This window comes from Pseudomonas sp. PMCC200344, assembly GCF_030053095.1.
Lineage (GTDB): Bacteria > Pseudomonadota > Gammaproteobacteria > Pseudomonadales > Pseudomonadaceae > Aquipseudomonas > Aquipseudomonas svalbardensis.
This window is the reverse complement of record NZ_CP125618.1, coordinates 5,273,305-5,290,843: the sequence shown is the minus strand read 5'-3', so window position 1 is coordinate 5,290,843 and position 17,539 is coordinate 5,273,305. Positions and strand designations below refer to the sequence as shown.

Below are 17,539 nucleotides of genomic sequence, written 5' to 3'. Positions count from 1 at the left end.
TGTCTGCGATTCAGCGATTCAGCGACTGACCAAGGGCCAATTGCTGTTTAAGCCGCTACTCAGCTTTTGCGAGCCCAACGTTCGCGCCAGACCTGCTGCTCGGATTTGGTCTGGAAGGTCCAGGCGACGAAGCGGCTTTGCTTCTGCCCCTGAGACATTTCCACAACCTGGCTTTCCAGTACGCCGGCCTTTTTCAGCGCCGTCTGGATCGCCGGCAGGTTTGAGGCTTTCGACACCAAGGTGCTGAACCAAAGCACTTTGTGTTGGAAATGCGCGCTCTCGGCGATCAGTTGCGTCACAAACCGTGCTTCGCCACCTTCACACCACAATTCTGCCGATTGACCGCCAAAGTTCAGCACCGGCAGTTTGCGTTTTGGGTCGGCGCGACCCAGGGCGCGCCATTTACGCTCGCTGCCTTTGGTCGCTTCGTCCATCGAGGCGTGGAACGGCGGGTTGCACATGGTCAGGTCAAAGCGTTCGCCGGGTTCGAGCAGGCCCAACAGAATGTGCTTGGGGTTGCTTTGCTGGCGCAGCTGGATGGCTTTGTTCAACCCGTTGGACTGCACGATGGCTTTGGCAGCGGCCACGGCCGTCGGGTCGATTTCCGAGCCGAGGAAGTGCCAGCGGTAGTCGCTGTAGCCGATCAACGGATAGACGCAGTTGGCGCCCATGCCGATATCGAGCACCTTGACCGGCGCGCCGCGCGGGATCTCACCGTCGTTGACGCTCGCCAGCAGGTCGGCCAGGAAGTGCACGTAATCGGCACGGCCCGGAACCGGAGGGCAGAGGTAATCGGCCGGGATGTCCCAATGGGCGACGCCGTAGAACGACTTGAGCAACGCCCGGTTGAACACCCGCACCGCGTCCGGGCTGGCGAAGTCGATGCTTTCCTTGCCGTATGGATTGATGATCACGAACTTCGCCAGTTCCGGCGTGGTTTTGATCAGCGCCGGGAAGTCGTAACGACCCTGATGGCGGTTGCGCGGGTGCAGGCTGGCCTTTTCACGCGGTTCCACGGCTTTGGCCGGGGTGGCGGAGTCAGGCTTCTTGCGCGCAGGTCTTGGTGTGCGGGGGGCGTTCATGGGCGTGGTCGATTCGGGTATGGCTAAAAGTGGCGGGTATTGTCCCACATCCAGCCGCTGCGAACCCAATTGTGACAAACACTGCAGTCCCCCTTGTGGGAGCGAGCCTGCTCGCGATGGCTGCGTGTCAGTTAACGCAGATGTTGACTGATGCACCGTCATCGCGAGCAGGCTCGCTCCCACAGGGGATTTTTGGTGGATTAAGGAAAGCGGCAGGCATAAAAAAGGGAGGCCGTTGCGGGCCTCCCGTTTTCATTGCGATTTGCCGTTACAGGCTGGCAATCCGCGCATGCTGCTCGGCCAGCTTGCCCAAAGCTTGTTCAGCTTCAGCCAGTTTGGCGCGCTCCTTCTCGATGACTTCGGCCGGGGCCTTGTCGACGAAACCGGCGTTAGACAGCTTGCCGCCCACGCGCTGAACTTCGCCCTGCAGACGCAGGATTTCTTTGTCCAGACGTGCCAGTTCGGCGTCTTTGTCGATCAGGCCAGCCATCGGCACCAGCACTTCCATCTCACCGACCAGAGCCGTGGCGGACAGCGGCGCTTCTTCGCCGGCGGCCAACACGGTGATCGATTCGAGGCGAGCCAGCTTTTTCAGCAGGGCTTCGTTCTCGGTCAGACGACGCTGATCTTCAGCGCTGATGTTTTTCAGGAACAGGTTCAGCGGCTTGCCCGGTCCGATGTTCATTTCGCCACGGATGTTGCGCGTACCGAGCATCAGTTCCTTGAGCCACTCGATATCGTTCTCGGCCGCCGGATCGATGCGCTCTTCATTGGCCACTGGCCACGGTTGCAGCATGATCGTCTTGCCTTCGATACCGGCCAGCGGCGCGATGCGCTGCCAGATTTCTTCGGTGATGAACGGCATGAACGGATGTGCCAGACGCAGCGCGACTTCCAACACCCGAACCAGCGTGCGGCGGGTGCCGCGCTGACGTTCGACCGGCGCGTTTTCGTCCCACAGCACAGGCTTGGAGAGTTCCAGGTACCAGTCGCAATACTGGTTCCAGATGAACTCGTACAAGGCTTGTGCGGCCAGGTCGAAACGGAACTGATCGAGTTGGCGGGTCACTTCGGCTTCGGTGCGTTGCAGCTGCGAAATGATCCAGCGATCCGCCAGCGACAGCTCGTAAGCTTCGCCGTTCTGACCGCAGTCCTCGCCCTTGTCCAGCACGTAGCGCGCGGCGTTCCAGATCTTGTTGCAGAAGTTGCGATAGCCTTCGACGCGGCCCATGTCGAACTTGATGTCGCGACCGGTGGACGCCAGCGAGCAGAAGGTGAAACGCAGGGCGTCGGTGCCGTAGCTGGCAATGCCGTCGGCGAACTCGTCGCGGGTCTGCTTCTCGATCTTCTTCGCCAGTTTCGGCTGCATCATGCCCGAGGTACGTTTCTGAACCAGGTCTTCGAGCTCGATACCGTCGATGATGTCCAGCGGGTCCAGAACGTTGCCCTTGGACTTGGACATCTTCTGGCCCTGACCATCACGCACCAGGCCATGAACATAAACGGTCTTGAACGGAACCTGCGGCGTGCCGTCTTCGTTTTTCACCAAGTGCATGGTGAGCATGATCATCCGGGCAACCCAGAAGAAAATGATGTCGAAACCGGTCACCAGCACGTCGGTGGAGTGGAATTTCTTCAGGAATTCGGTCTGCTCAGGCCAGCCGAGCGTCGAGAACGTCCACAGACCCGAGCTGAACCAGGTGTCGAGAACGTCGTTGTCCTGTTGCAGCGCAACGTCCGGGCCGAGGTTGTGCTTGGCACGTACTTCGGCTTCGTCGCGACCGACATAGACTTTGCCCGACTCGTCGTACCAGGCCGGAATCCGGTGGCCCCACCACAACTGACGGCTGATGCACCAGTCCTGGATGTCGCGCATCCACGAGAAGTACATGTTTTCGTACTGTTTCGGCACGAACGCGATGCGGCCGTCTTCAACGGCGGCGATGGCAGGCTCAGCCAAAGGCTTGGTCGACACGTACCACTGGTCGGTCAGCCACGGCTCGATGATAGTGCCGGAGCGGTCGCCTTTCGGCACTTTCAGCGCGTGGTCGTTGACGCTGACCAACAGGCCGGCAGCATCGAACGCAGCAACGATCTGCTTGCGCGCTTCGAAGCGGTCAAGGCCGGCGTAGTCAGCCGGAATCTTGCCGTCGATGCTTTCGTTTAGCGTGCCGTCGAGGTTGAACACCTGACAGGCCGGCAATACAGCAGCGTTTTTGTCGAAGATGTTCAGCAGCGGCAGGTTGTGGCGCTTGCCGACTTCGTAGTCGTTGAAATCGTGGGCCGGGGTGATTTTCACGCAACCGGTGCCGAATTCAGGGTCGCAGTAATCATCGGCGATGATCGGAATGCGGCGGCCGACCAGCGGCAGCTCGACGAATTTTCCGATCAGGGCCTGGTAGCGTTCATCGTTCGGGTTAACCGCTACGGCGGCGTCGCCGAGCATGGTTTCCGGGCGAGTGGTCGCGACGATCAGGTAATCCTGGCCTTCAGCAGTCTTGGCGCCGTCGGCCAGCGGGTATTTCAGGTTCCACAGGAAACCTTTCTCGTCGTGGTTTTCCACTTCGAGGTCGGAAATTGCCGTGTGCAACTTGGTGTCCCAGTTGACCAGACGCTTGCCGCGGTAGATCAGGCCGTCTTCGTGCAGGCGAACAAAGGCTTCTTTAACGGCTTCCGAGAGGCCGTCGTCCATGGTGAAGCGCTCGCGGCCCCAGTCCACGGACGAGCCGAGACGGCGGATCTGACGGCTGATGTTGCCGCCGGACTGATCCTTCCATTCCCAGACTTTTTCGAGGAATTTCTCACGGCCCAGATCGTGACGATTCTGGCCCTGGGCTTCGAGTTGGCGCTCCACCAGCATTTGCGTGGCGATACCGGCGTGGTCGGTACCCGGCTGCCACAGGGTGTTACGACCCTGCATGCGACGGAAACGGATCAGGGCGTCCATGATCGCGTTGTTGAAGCCGTGACCCATGTGCAGGCTGCCGGTGACGTTCGGCGGCGGGATCATGATGGTGTAGGACTCGCCCGCGCCTTGCGGGGCGAAGTAATTCTCTGACTCCCAGGTGTTGTACCAGGAAGTTTCAATGGCGTGCGGCTGGTAGGTCTTATCCATGCGCGGCGGGACCCTATTGGCATTTATTCAGGAAAAGCCGGCAAGTATAGCGGGGCATGGGGCGTTGGGCGAGTGAGTGCAGACAGGGCGCGTTATCAAAGGCGCCGCAGATCCAGTGTGGGGGGCTTGCTCGCGAAGGCGTTGTGTCAGTCAGCATAATTGTTGAATGTCAGACCGCATTCGCGAGCAAGCCCGCTCCCACAGGGATTTGTGTTCGGTTCAGTCGTTGTACTGGCTGAGGAGCCGTTCCATCCGCGCGCTGAGGCGGCGTTTGATTTCGGTTTCGATGTGCGGGGCGAAGTCGTCGATCACGTCTTGCATGATCAATTGCGCGGCGGCGCGCAGTTCGCTATCCAGGTGCAGCAGGTCGTCGGGACCCCTGCTGGCGGCGGGCGCCGGTTGGGCGGCAGGGGTAGCAGGGGCGGGTGGCGCCGGTTCGAGGGTTGGCGAGCTGGCGCCGACTGTATCGAACAGCATCGGAATCTGTTCCTGATCACCTTCCTCGACCGTATCGGTAAGCAAGGGTGGTTGCAGGTTGTCATCGCCGAGCAGTTGGCGGATCGACTCAAGGTCATCCAGCAGGTGCGCGGACTTTTGCTGCGGTTTTGGAGTGTCCATCGGAATGCTCAGAGTCGCTGTAAACGGTGATCTTGCAGAGGATAGCCCTGTTCGCGGTAGAAACGGAAACTCTCCCGCGCGGCCTGTCGAATCGTCGGATCTTCCACCACCACTTCCGCCACACGGGCGAACTTGTTGGCGAATGCCGGGACTTTCAGGGCGAGATTGACCAACAGGTCCTGATGCGGACCGCAGTCATCGCCAAAGCCCAACACAATCAAACCGTCCGGCTCATTTTCAGCGGGGCCATGAGGCACGAAGCTTTCGCCCTTGAAGGCCCACAGACGCGCATCGAGATCGTCGCGCTGTGCAGCATCGCTGCAATGCAGATAGATGCGGTGGCCCATGCGCCAGGCTTTTTCGGTGAGCTTGCAGGCGAAATCCAGCCGTGCCGAAGGATCGGCGCTGGGCAGGATATAGAAGTCGACTTTGGTCATTGCGGTTCCTGAGCCAAGAGCGGCGTCACCCGGAAGTGACGCCGCCCGAGGTCATCGGTTTCAGGCTTTGGCGCGATCCAGCAGGTATTGGGTCAGCAATGGAACCGGACGGCCAGTGGCGCCCTTGTCCTTGCCGCCGCTGGTCCAGGCCGTGCCGGCGATGTCCAGGTGCGCCCAGTTGAGGTTCTTGGTGAAGCGCGACAGGAAGCAGGCAGCGGTGATGGTGCCGGCTTTCGGGCCGCCAATGTTGGCGATGTCGGCGAACGGGCTGTCCAGCTGCTCTTGATATTCATCGAACAGCGGCAGTTGCCAGGCGCGATCGTCAGCCGATTGGCCGGCGCTCAGCAGTTGGCCGATCAGTTCGTCGTTGTTGCCCAGCAGGCCCGACGTGTGGGAACCCAGCGCAACGACGCAAGCGCCGGTCAGGGTCGCGATGTCGATCACTGCTTGCGGCTTGAAGCGCTCGGAGTAGGTCAGGGCGTCGCACAGCACCAGACGGCCTTCGGCGTCGGTGTTGAGGATTTCCACGGTCTGGCCGCTCATGGTGGTGACAATGTCGCCAGGACGCGAAGCGTTGCCGCTCGGCATGTTCTCGGCGCAGGCCAGGATGCACACCAGGTTGATCGGCAGTTTCAGCTCGAGCACGGCACGCAGGGTGCCGAACACGCTGGCAGCGCCGCCCATGTCGTACTTCATTTCATCCATGCCGGCGCCCGGTTTCAGGCTGATACCACCCGTGTCAAAGGTGATGCCTTTGCCGACCAGTGCATACGGCTTCTCGGATTTCTTGCCGCCGTTGTATTGCATGACGATCAGGCGCGGTGGCTGGGCGCTGCCCTGGCCCACGGCGTAGAACGAGCCCATGCCCAGGTCCTTGATCTTCTTCTCATCAAGGACTTCGACTTTCAGGCTTTTGAATTCTTTGCCCAGGTTCTTCGCCTGCTCACCGAGGAACGTCGGGTGGCAGATGTTCGGCGGCAGGTTGCCCAGGTCGCGGGTGAACGCCATGCCGTTGGCGATGGCGGTGGCGTGGGCCACGGCGCGCTCGACTTCAGCCTGTGCAGCCTTGATGGTCACCAAAGTGATTTTCTTCAGGGCGCGAGGTTCGGCTTTCTGGCTCTTGAACTGGTCGAACGTGTATTCGCCGTCCACCAGGGTTTCGGCCAGCAGGCGGGTCTTGCCGTAGCTGTCGCGGCCTTTGACCGCGACTTCGTCCAGGGCCAGCACCGCATCGCTGCCGCCCAGGCCTTTGAGGGTATTGAGGATGCCGGCAATGATCTTACGGAACGGGCGGTCGCCCAACTCTTCGTCCTTGCCAACGCCGACCAGCAGCACACGCTCAGCCTTGAGGTTCGGCAAGCTGTGCAGCAACAGACTCTGACCGACTTTGCCAGCCAGGTCGCCGCGCTTGAGCACAGCGCTGATGGCGCCACCGCTCAGTTCGTCGAGTTGTTTGGCGACGGCGCCGAGCTTGCGGCCTTCGCTGACGGCGACCACCAGAGTGGCGGTTTTCAACGTTTCTGGGCTAACGCTTTTTACAACCAGTTCCATGTCCGGGTCCCTGAATTAATGGTCAACACGCAAGAGCTCGACGGCATCATTCGAGCTTGCTTATAAATAGAAAGGCGCAGGTCACGGCCCGCGACAAAGGCCGCAGTTTGAACCTCGTGCCCCGAGCCTGACAACCCTCGGTCGTACGATCTTCAGCGCTTTACCCGCCTGCTTGAGCATGCGCAGTGACAGGCGCACCCAATCACAGGATAATGCGCCAACTTTTTTCGGCGGCTCTGTCTTGCGGGCTGCCCGATACGTTTGCTTGTTTGGCCGCCTTAGCCTGACAACCCTGGAGTGTCTGGTTTGATCGTCTTCCGTTATCTATCCCGCGAAGTCCTGTTGACCTTGAGCGCCGTCAGCGCTGTGCTGCTGGTCATCATCATGAGCGGTCGCTTCATCAAATACCTCGCCCAGGCGGCCTCTGGCCTCCTGGATCCGGGCTCGTTATTCCTGATCATGGGCTTTCGTCTGCCGGGTTTCCTGCAGTTGATTTTGCCTTTGGGCCTGTTTCTCGGAATCCTGCTGGCCTACGGTCGCCTGTACCTTGAAAGCGAAATGACCGTGCTGTCGGCCACCGGCATGAGCCAGCAGCGTCTGTTTGCCATGACCCTTTTTCCAGCCACCCTGGTCGCACTGGTGGTGGCATGGCTGAGCCTGAGCCTGGCGCCACAAGGTGCCAATCAGTTCCAGTTGCTGTTGAACAAGCAGGATGCCCTGACCGAGTTCGACACCCTCGAGCCGGGTCGCTTCCAGGCGCTGCGCGACGGAACACGGGTGACCTACACCGAAACGCTGTCGGATGACCGCATCAATCTCGGCGGCGTATTCATTTCGCAGAAGAATGTCTCGTCCGATAAGAAGGATCGCGGGATCTCCGTGCTGGTGGCCGAGAAGGGCCGTCAGGAAATCCGCCCCGACGGTAACCGTTACCTGATTCTCGACAACGGCTATCGCTATGACGGCAATCCGGGGCAGGCCGACTACCGGGCGATCAAGTACGAGGAGTACGGCGTATTGCTGCCCAAACCGGACGTCAGCGACGAAGTGACCGACCGCGACGCGATGACCACCCGTTCCCTGATCGGCAGCGATGACATTCGCTCCCGCACCGAACTGCAATGGCGTCTGTCCCTGCCATTGCTGGTCTTCATCGTGACCCTGATGGCGGTGCCGCTGTCGCGGGTCAATCCGCGTCAGGGCCGTTTCCTCAAGCTGTTGCCGGCGATTCTTCTTTATATGGCTTACCTGTCCATCCTGATTGCCGCCCGCGGCGCCCTTGAAAAGGGCAAAATCCCGCCAGCTCTGGGGTTGTGGTGGGTGCACGCAATCTTCCTGGCCATCGGCCTGGGCTTGCTCTATTGGGAACCCTTGCAGTTGAAGCTGGCGAGTCGCCGCAGCGCGCTGGAGGTGGCTCGTGGATAAGCTCGATCGCTACATTGGTAGCAGCGTGTTCGTGGCAATTCTGGCGGTACTGGGGATCATTCTCGGTCTGGCCACACTGTTTGCGTTCATCGATGAGATGGGGGATGCCAGCGATACCTACACCCTGGTCGACGTGTTGAGTTATGTCCTGCTGACCGCGCCGCGTCGTCTTTACGATATGTTGCCGATGGCGGCGTTGATCGGTTGCCTGATAGGCCTCGGCAGTCTGGCCAGTCACAGCGAGCTGACCATCATGCGCGCTGCGGGCGTGTCGATCGGACGAATCGTCTGGGCGGTCATGAAGCCAATGCTGATCCTGATGGTGGTGGGTGTGCTGATCGGCGAATACGTTGCGCCGGCCACCGAAGTCACCGCTCAGGCCAATCGCTCCCTGGCTCAGGGTGGCGGTGATGCGCAGAGCGCCAAGCATGGTTTGTGGCACCGCCAGGGCGATGAGTTTATTCACGTCAACTCGGTGCAACCCAACGGTTTGCTGTACGGCGTCACCCGTTATCGTTTCGACAATGAGCGTCATATGCTGTCTTCCAGCTTCGCCAAGCGGGCGAAGTTCGATCAGGATCACTGGCAATTGAGCGACGTCACCACCACGCTGTTCCATGAAAAGAGCACCGAAGTGGTCACCACCCCGGACGAGCGCTGGAATGTCGCCTTGAGTCCGCAGCTGTTGAGTACGGTGGTCATGTCGCCTGACACGCTGTCGATCAGCGGTCTGTGGGGTTACATCCACTACCTGGCTGATCAGGGCCTGAACAATGGTCGTTACTGGCTGGCATTTTGGGTCAAGGTGTTGCAGCCGCTGGTCACCGCCGCTCTGGTACTGATGGCGATTTCCTTCATCTTCGGTCCATTGCGCTCGGTGACCCTCGGTCAGCGAGTGTTCACTGGCGTGCTGGTGGGTTTCACCTTCCGTATCGTTCAGGATTTGCTCGGCCCGTCGAGCCTGGTCTTCGGTTTCTCGCCACTGTTTGCGGTGCTTGTTCCGGCGGGTGTTTGTGCCTTGGCCGGGGTCTGGTTGTTGCGCCGGGCCGGTTGATCAAGGGTTTCTTCTGACTTTGCAGGTCACTCAAAACGCCCCTGTCGCAAGACCGGGGCGTTTTTGTAGGCGCCGTCTGACCTGCGAACGTGACGCTTGCGCCGTGGATCAGGTACAATTCCCGGCTATTTTTCGGCGGGCTATGCCTGCAGCCTTTTTGAGTGTTGATCCGTGAGTGATTTGAGTCATATCCGCAATTTCTCCATCATCGCCCACATTGACCATGGCAAGTCGACGCTGGCCGATCGCTTCATCCAGATGTGTGGCGGCCTTGCCGAGCGCGAAATGGAAGCCCAGGTTCTGGACTCCATGGACCTGGAACGTGAACGCGGGATCACCATCAAGGCCCACAGCGTCACCCTGTATTACACCGCTCGCGATGGCATCAAGTACCAGCTGAACTTCATTGATACCCCGGGCCACGTCGACTTCACCTATGAAGTCAGCCGGTCGCTGGCGGCCTGTGAAGGCGCGTTGCTGGTGGTCGATGCCGGTCAGGGCGTTGAAGCGCAGTCGGTAGCCAACTGCTACACCGCGATTGAGCAGGGCCTGGAAGTGATGCCGGTCCTGAACAAGATCGACCTGCCTCAGGCCGATCCAGACCGCGTGAAAGAAGAAATCGAAAAAATCATCGGCATCGATGCCACCGATGCGGTCGAGTGCAGTGCCAAGACCGGTCTGGGCGTCGACGAAGTGCTGGAGCGTCTGGTCAAGACCATTCCTGCGCCGACCGGCAACTATGAAGATCCGCTGCAAGCGTTGATCATCGACTCCTGGTTCGACAACTACCTGGGCGTTGTTTCCCTGGTTCGCGTGCGCCACGGTCGTGTGAAGAAGGGCGACAAAATCCTGGTCAAGTCCACCGGCAAGATCCACCTCGTGGACAGCGTCGGTGTCTTCAACCCGAAACACACCGCCACCGTTGACCTGAAAGCCGGCGAAGTGGGCTTCATCATCGCCGGCATCAAGGACATTCACGGTGCACCGGTCGGTGACACCCTGACCTTGAGCTCCACGCCGGACGTCGACGTGCTGCCAGGCTTCAAACGCATTCAGCCGCAGGTATACGCCGGCCTGTTCCCGGTCAGTTCCGACGACTTCGAAGATTTCCGTGAAGCCCTGCAAAAGCTCACACTCAACGACTCGTCCCTGCAATACACCCCGGAAAGCTCCGACGCCCTGGGCTTCGGCTTCCGTTGCGGGTTCCTCGGCATGCTGCACATGGAAATCATCCAGGAGCGCCTGGAGCGCGAGTACGACCTGGATCTGATCACCACGGCACCGACGGTAATTTTCGAGCTGCTGCTGAAAACCGGCGAAACGATTTACGTCGACAACCCGTCGAAGCTGCCAGACCTGTCCTCGATCGAAGACATGCGCGAACCGATCGTGCGGGCCAATATTCTTGTGCCGCAAGAGCACCTGGGCAACGTCATTACCCTGTGCATCGAGAAGCGTGGCGTACAGCACGACATGCTGTTCCTCGGTACCCAGGTTCAAGTGACCTACGATTTGCCGATGAACGAAGTGGTCCTGGACTTCTTCGACCGTCTGAAATCCACCAGCCGTGGCTATGCTTCGCTGGATTACCATTTCGATCGTTATCAATCGGCTAATCTGGTGAAACTGGATGTGCTGATCAACGGTGACAAGGTCGACGCCCTGGCGTTGATCGTGCACAAGGATAACGCGCACTACAAAGGTCGCCAGTTGACCGAGAAGATGAAAGAACTGATTCCACGTCAGATGTTCGACGTCGCGATCCAGGCCGCCATTGGCGGGCAGATTATTGCGCGGACCTCTGTCAAGGCGCTCAGAAAGAACGTATTGGCCAAATGCTACGGCGGTGACGTTAGCCGTAAGAAGAAACTGCTTGAGAAGCAAAAGGCCGGTAAGAAACGCATGAAGCAAGTCGGCAACGTGGAAATTCCACAAGAAGCCTTCCTTGCAGTGCTCAGGTTGGATAGTTAGGTCCTATGTCACTAAATTTCCCGCTGTTGCTGGTCATCGCCGTGTTCGTCTGCGGCCTGTTGGCGTTGCTCGATCTGGTTTTCCTGGCGCCGCGTCGGCGTGCCGCCATTGCCTCCTATCAGGGCAGCGTCAGCCAGCCTGATGGGGTGGTGGTCGAGAAACTGAACAAAGAGCCGCTGCTGGTCGAATACGGCAAGTCGTTCTTCCCGGTGTTGTTCATCGTGTTGGTACTGCGTTCGTTCCTGGTGGAACCGTTCCAGATTCCTTCCGGCTCGATGAAACCGACGCTGGACGTTGGCGACTTCATTCTGGTGAACAAGTTTTCTTACGGGATCCGCTTGCCGGTGATCGACAAGAAGGTCATCGAAGTCGGTGATCCACAGCGCGGCGATGTGATGGTGTTCCGCTTCCCGAGCGATCCGAACGTCAACTACATTAAACGTGTGGTGGGCCTGCCGGGTGACCAGATTCGTTACACCGCTGACAAGCGTCTGTTCGTCAACGGTGAGTCGATTGCCGAACAACTGGTCGGCTCCGAGCCGGGCACGTTGGGCAGCGCTGAGCTCTACAAGGAAAAACTCGGCGTCGCCGAGCACCTGATCCGCAAGGAAATGAGCCGTTACCGCGCAACGCCGGACCGTTCGTGGACCGTGCCTGTCGGGTACTATTTCATGATGGGCGACAACCGCGACAACTCGAACGACAGTCGCTACTGGGATGATCCGAGCATTCCCAAGGATCTGCTGGGCATGGTTCCCGACAAGAATATCGTCGGCAAGGCTTTCGCAGTCTGGATGAGCTGGCCGGAACCCAAACTCAGTCACCTGCCGAATTTCTCGCGGGTTGGCCTGATCAAGTAATCACACACGGCGCTGTTGAACACAGCGCCGAATGCATTTCTGGAGCCGGCACAATCGGCATCAGAAGCATGAAAACAACGATATTCAGGACGTTATTTTTGAACACAGCGTTAATTGTCCCAAGCCTGCGCCGCATCACGGCGATGGCGGTGGAATCCAACCACGAACTCAGCGTGGGTAAACCGTGAGCGTCTCCTTAAGCCGTCTCGAGCGTCAGCTCGGTTACACCTTCAAGGATCAGGAACTGATGGTCCTGGCCCTGACTCACCGCAGCTTTGCCGGGCGTAACAACGAACGCCTGGAATTCCTCGGTGATGCCATCCTTAACTTCGTTGCTGGCGAGGCGCTGTTCGATCGCTTCCCGCTGGCTCGCGAAGGTCAGTTGTCGCGCTTGCGCGCACGCCTGGTGAAAGGCGAGACCCTGGCCGTACTGGCTCGCGGTTTCGATCTGGGCGAATACCTGCGCCTGGGTTCCGGTGAGTTGAAAAGCGGCGGTTTCCGTCGCGAGTCGATTCTGGCCGATGCCCTTGAAGCGCTGATCGGTGCGATCTACCTGGACGCCGGCATGGACATGGCGCGCGAGCGTGTGCTGGCCTGGCTGGCCGGGGAGTTCGAAGGCCTGACACTGGTCGACACCAACAAAGATCCAAAAACCCGTCTGCAGGAATTCCTGCAGTCGCGGGGTTGTGAGCTGCCACGTTACGAAGTGGTGCATATCCAGGGTGAGCCGCATTGCCGGACGTTCTTCGTCGAATGTGAAATCACCTTACTGAATGAAAAAAGCCGAGGTCAGGGTGTGAGTCGTCGTATTGCCGAACAGGTAGCGGCCGCCGCAGCACTGATTGCCCTGGGTGTGGAGAATGGCAATGACTGATTCAACTGCAACTCGCTGTGGCTATGTTGCCATCGTCGGCCGTCCCAACGTGGGCAAGTCCACGCTGCTGAACCACATCCTGGGTCAGAAACTGGCGATCACCTCGCGCAAACCGCAAACCACCCGCCACAACATGCTGGGCATCAAGACCGAAGGCGCCGTGCAGGCGATCTACGTCGACACCCCCGGCATGCACAAAGGGGGCGAGAAAGCCCTGAACCGCTACATGAACAAGACCGCTTCGGCGGCGTTGAAAGACGTCGACGTGGTGATCTTCGTGGTTGACCGCACCAAGTGGACCGACGAAGACCAGATGGTGCTCGAGCGCGTTCAATACGTGACCGGCCCGCTGATCGTGGCGCTGAACAAGACTGATCGCATCGAAGACAAAGCCGAACTGATGCCGCACCTGACCTGGTTGCAGGAACAGTTGCCGAACGCGCAGATCATGCCGATCTCGGCCCAGCACGGGCATAACCTCGAAACGCTGGAGCGCGTGATTGCCGGTTACCTGCCGGAAAACGATCACTTCTTCCCGGAAGACCAGATCACCGACCGCAGCAGCCGCTTCCTCGCCGCTGAACTGGTACGCGAGAAAATCATGCGCCAGATGGGCGCCGAGCTGCCGTACCAGATCACCGTCGAAATCGAAGAGTTCAAGCAGCAGGGCAAAACCCTGCACATCCATGCCTTGATCCTCGTCGAGCGCGATGGCCAGAAGAAAATCATCATTGGCGACAAGGGCGAGCGGATCAAACGCATCGGCACCGAGGCGCGCAAGGACATGGAGTTGCTGTTCGATTCCAAGATCATGCTCAACCTCTGGGTCAAGGTGAAAGGCGGCTGGTCCGACGACGAACGCGCCTTGCGTTCGCTGGGTTACGGCGACCTGTAACGCCGGTTCCTGATACACCGAAGAACCCCTGTGGGAGCGAGCTTGCTCGCGATAGCGGTCTGCCAGTCAACATCAATGTTGAATGTCAGGTCCTCATCGCGAGCAAGCTCGCTCCCACATTGGTTTTGGGTAGTTTATAAATCTGTGCTGACTCATTGAGAACGCTGACTTCCATGTCCCAAACCCCACCCATTGGCCAACCCGCCTTCGTGCTCCACAGCCGCGCCTACCGCGAAAACAGCGCGCTGGTGGATTTCCTCACGCCGCAAGGTCGGCTGCGGGCGGTGTTGCGCAGTGCGCGGGGCAAGGCCGGAACGCTGGCGCGGCCATTCGTGCCGCTGGAGGTCGAGTTCCGTGGGCGTGGTGAATTGAAGAACGTCGGTCGCATGGAAAGCGCTGGCGTCTCCACCTGGCTCAATGGTGAGGCGCTGTTCAGCGGTCTCTACCTCAATGAGCTGTTGATTCGGCTGTTGCCGTCCGAAGATCCCCATCCCGCTGTGTTTGATCACTACGCCGCGACCCTGCTTGCGCTTGCCGAAGGTCGTCCGCTGGAGCCTTTGTTGCGATCCTTCGAATGGCGACTGCTGGATGACTTGGGTTATGGCTTCGCCCTGACTGCCGACATCCATGGCGATCCCATCGCGCCGGACGGTCTCTACCGTCTGCAAGTGGATGCGGGGCTCGAACGGGTCTACCTGCTGCAACCCGGTCTGTTCAACGGCACCGAGCTGCTGGCGATGGCCGATGCAGATTGGTCTGCCCCTGGCGCGCTATCAGCAGCCAAGCGATTGATGCGTCAGGCACTGGCCGTTCATCTGGGCGGTCGTCCCTTGGTGAGTCGCGAGTTGTTTCGCAAGCCATAGGGTCTGTTGATGCTTGGTAGCGGCCGCGCCGGGCGCCCACTTGGCGCAGGGCTGCGTTGCTCGGAACTTATTTGGAACAACCAAACTACGTTCCTCGCGCCTTGCCCTGCACCAAGTGGTCATCCGTCGCGGCCGCTGCCAAACATCAACAGACCCTATCTCCCCGTGTATGCTGTGCGCCGAACTTTTCCATTTTCAGGAGCGCTTCCGTGACCACCAGCAATCGCATTCTTCTTGGCGTGAACATCGACCACGTTGCCACCCTGCGTCAGGCCCGGGGCACGCGCTATCCGGATCCGGTCAAGGCAGCACTGGACGCGGAAGAGGCGGGCGCTGACGGCATCACTGTGCACCTGCGCGAAGACCGTCGGCACATTCAGGAACGCGACGTGTTGCTGCTCAAGGATGTGCTGCAAACCCGCATGAACTTCGAAATGGGCGTCACTGAAGAGATGATGGCGTTCGCCGAACGCATTCGTCCGGCGCACATTTGCCTGGTGCCGGAAACCCGTCAGGAGCTGACGACCGAAGGTGGTCTGGACGTGGCGGGGCAGGAAGCACGGATTAAAGCGGCGGTGGATCGCCTGGCGAAAATCGGCTGTGAAGTGTCGCTGTTCATTGATGCTGACGAGCGGCAGATCGAAGCGTCTCGTCGTGTTGGCGCGCCGGCTATTGAGCTGCATACCGGTCGTTACGCCGATGCCGAGACGCCGACCGATGTGGCTGAAGAGCTCAAGCGTGTGGCGGATGGCGTGGCGTTTGGTCTGGCTCAAGGCCTGATCGTCAATGCCGGCCACGGTCTGCATTACCACAACGTTGAAGCTGTAGCGGCGATCAAAGGCATCAACGAACTGAACATCGGCCACGCGCTGGTGGCTCATGCGTTGTTCGTTGGGTTCAAGTCGGCTGTTTCGGAGATGAAGGCGCTGATTCTGGCCGCCGCAAAAGCCTAAGCCGAACACAAAGCCAATGTGGGAGCGAGCCTGCTCGCGATAGCGGTTTTACAGGCAACATCTTTGTTGAATGTTAAGACGCCATCGCGAGCAGGCTCGCTCCCACATTTGATTGGTGGTGGCTGTTAAAGCTGTGGGGTTTCCTGATTCGGCTTGGTCTTGTCGACCCCCGGCACATGCAGGTTGCCCTCGGCGACCTGATTGCCTTCAAGCTGCGGCTGGGTCACCCACGTCAGGATGTCGTAGTAGCGGCGGATGTTCGCCACGAAGTGAACGGGTTCGCCGCCACGGGCATAACCGTAACGGGTTTTGCTGAACCACTTCTTCTCGGACAGGCGCGGCAGGATCTTTTTCACGTCCAGCCACTTGTCCGGGTTCAGTCCTTCCTTGGCCGCCAGTTTGCGCGCGTCATCCAGGTGACCGCTGCCAACGTTGTAGGCCGCCAGTGCAAACCATGTGCGATCCGGTTCCTGGATCGACTTATCCAGCTGTTCCTTCACATAAGCCAGGTACTTGGCGCCGCCCATGATGCTTTGTTTGGGGTCCAGTCGGTTGGACACACCCATGGCCTGCGCAGTGTTCTGGGTCAGCATCATCAGGCCGCGCACGCCGGTCTTCGACGTGACGGCCGCTTGCCACAGGGATTCCTGATAGCCGACCGCGGCCAGCAGGCGCCAATCGACTTTCTCTTTCTTGGCGTACGCTTTGAAGTGCTGTTCGTATTTGGGCAGCCGTTGCTGCAAGTGTTGGGCGAAGGTATAGGCGCCCACGTAGCCGAGCACATCGACGTGCCCGTAATAGCGGTCTTTCAGACGTTGCAGGGTGCCGTTTTTCTTCACCTTGTCGAGGTAGGCGTTGATCTCGTTGAGCAAGCTGTTGTCGTCGCCGGCGGCCACCGCCCAGCTCTGGTTGCTGGCGTCACCGAGGTCGAAGGCTACCCGCACCTTGGGGAAGTAGACCTGGTTCATCGCGACTTCGTTTGAATCGACCAGGGTCAGATCAATCTGATCTTCATCGACCATCCGCAGCAAGTCGACGACTTCAACGGCGTCGGACTCTTCGTATTCAATGCCGGGATATTTCTTTTTCAGCTCCGCCAATTGCTCGGCGTGGGTGCTGCCCTTGAGCACCATGATCTTCTTGCCCACCAGATCCTTCGCGTCGGTCGGCCGCGATTGGCCGTTGCGATAGATGATCTGCGGGGTGACTTCGAGGTAAGAGTGGGAAAACCGCACCTGTTGTTTGCGTTTGTCGCTGCTGACCAGGCCGGCAGCAGCGATCACCGGGCCGTTGGGTTTGCCCACCTGATTGAACAGGTCGTCGAGGTTGTCGGCGGTTTCGATTTTGAGTTCTACCCCCAGATCGTCGGCGAAGCGCTTCACCAGCTCGTATTCGAAGCCGGTTTCACCGTTGCGATCCTGAAAGTAGGTGGCGGGGCTGTTACGGGTAACCACCCGCAGCACGCCATCCTCCTTTACGCGCTCCAGCGTGTTGGGTTTATCAACACAGCCACTGAGCACCAGGAAGAGTCCGGTTGCGATCAGCCATTTGGCGTACCGCGGACGCAAAGCCGTTGGGGAAAACATTTGCGCAGTATACGCAAAGGACCACGAGCGCCATATCTCGACAGCGAAGGGCTTGTCTGCTAGAGAGCGATAAACCCGCGTGAAGCCCGCAGGAATGGGCTCGGACGCTAATGTGTGACGGCAAAAATAACCCCAGGCACCCCCTGGTTTCAGGCCCAAACACCCGGCCCGACGCCCGGGTGCAGCCGCCCGTACCGTTTCGGGTGATGTCGCGGCCTGTTTAGGCTAGAATGCACGGCCTCAAAGCACACCCCT

14 protein-coding genes are annotated in these 17,539 nt (G+C 59.4%); 8 read left to right on the top strand and 6 right to left on the bottom strand.

All coding sequences use genetic code 11. The features are described from left to right. Positions 1 to 59: 59 nt before the first annotated feature. From rlmF to QFW87_RS24105, 5 genes are all read right to left on the bottom strand, one after another. Positions 60 to 1,082 carry a 23S rRNA (adenine(1618)-N(6))-methyltransferase RlmF gene (gene rlmF, locus QFW87_RS24125; RefSeq protein WP_056743581.1) on the bottom strand — a complete coding sequence of 341 codons (1,023 nt, stop codon included), beginning with the start codon at positions 1,080 to 1,082 and terminating at the stop codon, positions 60 to 62. 268 nt (positions 1,083 to 1,350) lie between these two features. Continuing rightward, positions 1,351 to 4,197 carry a valine--tRNA ligase gene (locus QFW87_RS24120; RefSeq protein ID WP_283189060.1) on the bottom strand — a complete coding sequence of 949 codons (2,847 nt, stop codon included), beginning with the start codon at positions 4,195 to 4,197 and terminating at the stop codon, positions 1,351 to 1,353. Between the two features lie 219 nt (positions 4,198 to 4,416). Continuing rightward, a complete protein-coding gene (locus QFW87_RS24115; RefSeq protein ID WP_283181574.1) occupies positions 4,417 to 4,815 on the bottom strand; it encodes a DNA polymerase III subunit chi in 399 nt (132 codons plus the stop codon). An 8-nt stretch (positions 4,816 to 4,823) separates the two neighbouring features. Beyond that, on the bottom strand, positions 4,824 to 5,252 hold the full coding sequence (locus QFW87_RS24110; RefSeq protein WP_283181573.1) for a DNA polymerase III subunit chi: 429 nt from the start codon (positions 5,250 to 5,252) through the stop codon (positions 4,824 to 4,826). Between the two features lie 60 nt (positions 5,253 to 5,312). Continuing rightward, the gene (locus QFW87_RS24105; RefSeq protein ID WP_283189059.1) at positions 5,313 to 6,803 is read right to left on the bottom strand and encodes a leucyl aminopeptidase; all 1,491 of its coding nucleotides are present in this window, start codon (positions 6,801 to 6,803) and stop codon (positions 5,313 to 5,315) included. Between the two features lie 306 nt (positions 6,804 to 7,109). Here QFW87_RS24105 and lptF point away from each other — a divergent pair, with 306 nt between their 5' ends. The 8 genes from lptF (at position 7,110) to pdxJ (ending at position 15,698) form a co-directional block, all read left to right on the top strand. Continuing rightward, on the top strand, positions 7,110 to 8,228 hold the full coding sequence (gene lptF, locus QFW87_RS24100) for an LPS export ABC transporter permease LptF (RefSeq protein ID WP_283189058.1): 1,119 nt from the start codon (positions 7,110 to 7,112) through the stop codon (positions 8,226 to 8,228). Beyond that, positions 8,221 to 9,282 carry an LPS export ABC transporter permease LptG gene (gene lptG / locus QFW87_RS24095; RefSeq protein WP_283181570.1) on the top strand — a complete coding sequence of 354 codons (1,062 nt, stop codon included), beginning with the start codon at positions 8,221 to 8,223 and terminating at the stop codon, positions 9,280 to 9,282. Before lptF ends, lptG begins: the two co-directional genes overlap by 8 nt. 171 nt (positions 9,283 to 9,453) lie before the next feature. After that, the gene (lepA, locus tag QFW87_RS24090) at positions 9,454 to 11,253 is read left to right on the top strand and encodes a translation elongation factor 4 (RefSeq protein ID WP_008151572.1); all 1,800 of its coding nucleotides are present in this window, start codon (positions 9,454 to 9,456) and stop codon (positions 11,251 to 11,253) included. A 5-nt stretch (positions 11,254 to 11,258) separates the two neighbouring features. Beyond that, a complete protein-coding gene (lepB, locus tag QFW87_RS24085; RefSeq protein WP_283189057.1) occupies positions 11,259 to 12,113 on the top strand; it encodes a signal peptidase I in 855 nt (284 codons plus the stop codon). Positions 12,114 to 12,297: 184 nt separating this feature from the next. Beyond that, the gene (rnc, locus tag QFW87_RS24080; protein WP_283189056.1) at positions 12,298 to 12,987 is read left to right on the top strand and encodes a ribonuclease III; all 690 of its coding nucleotides are present in this window, start codon (positions 12,298 to 12,300) and stop codon (positions 12,985 to 12,987) included. Then, complete coding sequence (gene era / locus QFW87_RS24075) at positions 12,980 to 13,882, top strand: GTPase Era (RefSeq protein ID WP_008151577.1); 903 nt, start codon at positions 12,980 to 12,982, stop codon at positions 13,880 to 13,882. Before rnc ends, era begins: the two co-directional genes overlap by 8 nt. A gap of 173 nt (positions 13,883 to 14,055) precedes the next feature. Continuing rightward, complete coding sequence (recO, locus tag QFW87_RS24070; RefSeq protein ID WP_283189055.1) at positions 14,056 to 14,745, top strand: DNA repair protein RecO; 690 nt, start codon at positions 14,056 to 14,058, stop codon at positions 14,743 to 14,745. A gap of 209 nt (positions 14,746 to 14,954) precedes the next feature. Continuing rightward, positions 14,955 to 15,698 (top strand): pyridoxine 5'-phosphate synthase, encoded by a 744-nt coding sequence (pdxJ, locus tag QFW87_RS24065; protein ID WP_150654752.1) that lies wholly within the window; start codon positions 14,955 to 14,957, stop codon positions 15,696 to 15,698. A 125-nt stretch (positions 15,699 to 15,823) separates the two neighbouring features. On the opposite strand, the gene mltF is transcribed toward pdxJ, so the two are convergent. Next, positions 15,824 to 17,284: a membrane-bound lytic murein transglycosylase MltF gene (mltF, locus tag QFW87_RS24060; RefSeq protein ID WP_283181566.1), complete on the bottom strand. Its 1,461-nt coding sequence runs from the start codon at positions 17,282 to 17,284 to the stop codon at positions 15,824 to 15,826. Positions 17,285 to 17,539: the final 255 nt, after the last annotated feature.

Excerpts from the sequence above, each read along its gene's own strand:
- rlmF (WP_056743581.1), bottom strand. The coding sequence starts at position 1,082 with ATGAACGCCCCCCGCACACCAAGACCTGCGCGCAAGAAGCCTGACTCC.
- QFW87_RS24120 (WP_283189060.1), bottom strand. The coding sequence starts at position 4,197 with ATGGATAAGACCTACCAGCCGCACGCCATTGAAACTTCCTGGTACAAC.
- QFW87_RS24115 (WP_283181574.1), bottom strand. The coding sequence starts at position 4,815 with ATGGACACTCCAAAACCGCAGCAAAAGTCCGCGCACCTGCTGGATGAC.
- QFW87_RS24110 (WP_283181573.1), bottom strand. The coding sequence starts at position 5,252 with ATGACCAAAGTCGACTTCTATATCCTGCCCAGCGCCGATCCTTCGGCA.
- QFW87_RS24105 (WP_283189059.1), bottom strand. The coding sequence starts at position 6,803 with ATGGAACTGGTTGTAAAAAGCGTTAGCCCAGAAACGTTGAAAACCGCC.
- lepB (WP_283189057.1), top strand. The coding sequence starts at position 11,259 with ATGTCACTAAATTTCCCGCTGTTGCTGGTCATCGCCGTGTTCGTCTGC.
- era (WP_008151577.1), top strand. The coding sequence starts at position 12,980 with ATGACTGATTCAACTGCAACTCGCTGTGGCTATGTTGCCATCGTCGGC.
- recO (WP_283189055.1), top strand. The coding sequence starts at position 14,056 with ATGTCCCAAACCCCACCCATTGGCCAACCCGCCTTCGTGCTCCACAGC.
- mltF (WP_283181566.1), bottom strand. The coding sequence starts at position 17,284 with ATGTTTTCCCCAACGGCTTTGCGTCCGCGGTACGCCAAATGGCTGATC.